At 46.5% G+C, this 593-nt stretch carries 1 pseudogene; it reads left to right on the forward strand.

The annotated features are described in order from the left end of the window. A pseudogene (locus A3762_RS23095) lies at window positions 1–588 on the forward strand (F0F1 ATP synthase subunit beta); the annotation flags it as partial. Window positions 589–593: the final 5 nt, after the last annotated feature.

Raw genomic sequence — 593 nt, forward strand, 5'->3', positions numbered from 1 at the left:
GTAGGTTACCAGCCAACACTAGCAGAAGAGATGGGGGTTCTTCAGGAACGTATCACTTCTACTAAGACTGGTTCGATCACTTCTATCCAAGCGGTATACGTACCAGCGGATGACTTGACTGACCCATCGCCAGCAACAACGTTCTCTCACTTGGACGCAACGGTTGTATTGAGCCGTGACATCGCTTCTAAGGGTATCTACCCAGCGATTGACCCACTTGACTCAACTTCACGTCAGTTGGATCCATTAGTAATCGGTAACGAGCACTATGAAGTTGCTCGTGGTGTTCAAACAGTTCTTCAGCGTTATGCAGAATTGAAAGACATCATCGCGATTCTTGGTATGGACGAGCTTTCTGAAGAAGATAAGCAAACTGTTGCACGTGCTCGTAAGATTGAGCGTTTCTTGTCGCAGCCTTTCCACGTTGCTGAAGTATTTACTGGTTCTCCTGGTAAGTATGTGTCTCTTGCAGATACTATCCGTGGTTTCCAAGGCATTCTTAACGGTGAGTTCGATGACCTTCCAGAACAGGCGTTCTACATGGTTGGTTCTATCGATGAAGCGATCGAGAAAGCGAAGGACATGTAATCTGA

The sequence above is a fragment of the Oleiphilus sp. HI0125 genome (assembly GCF_001635355.1).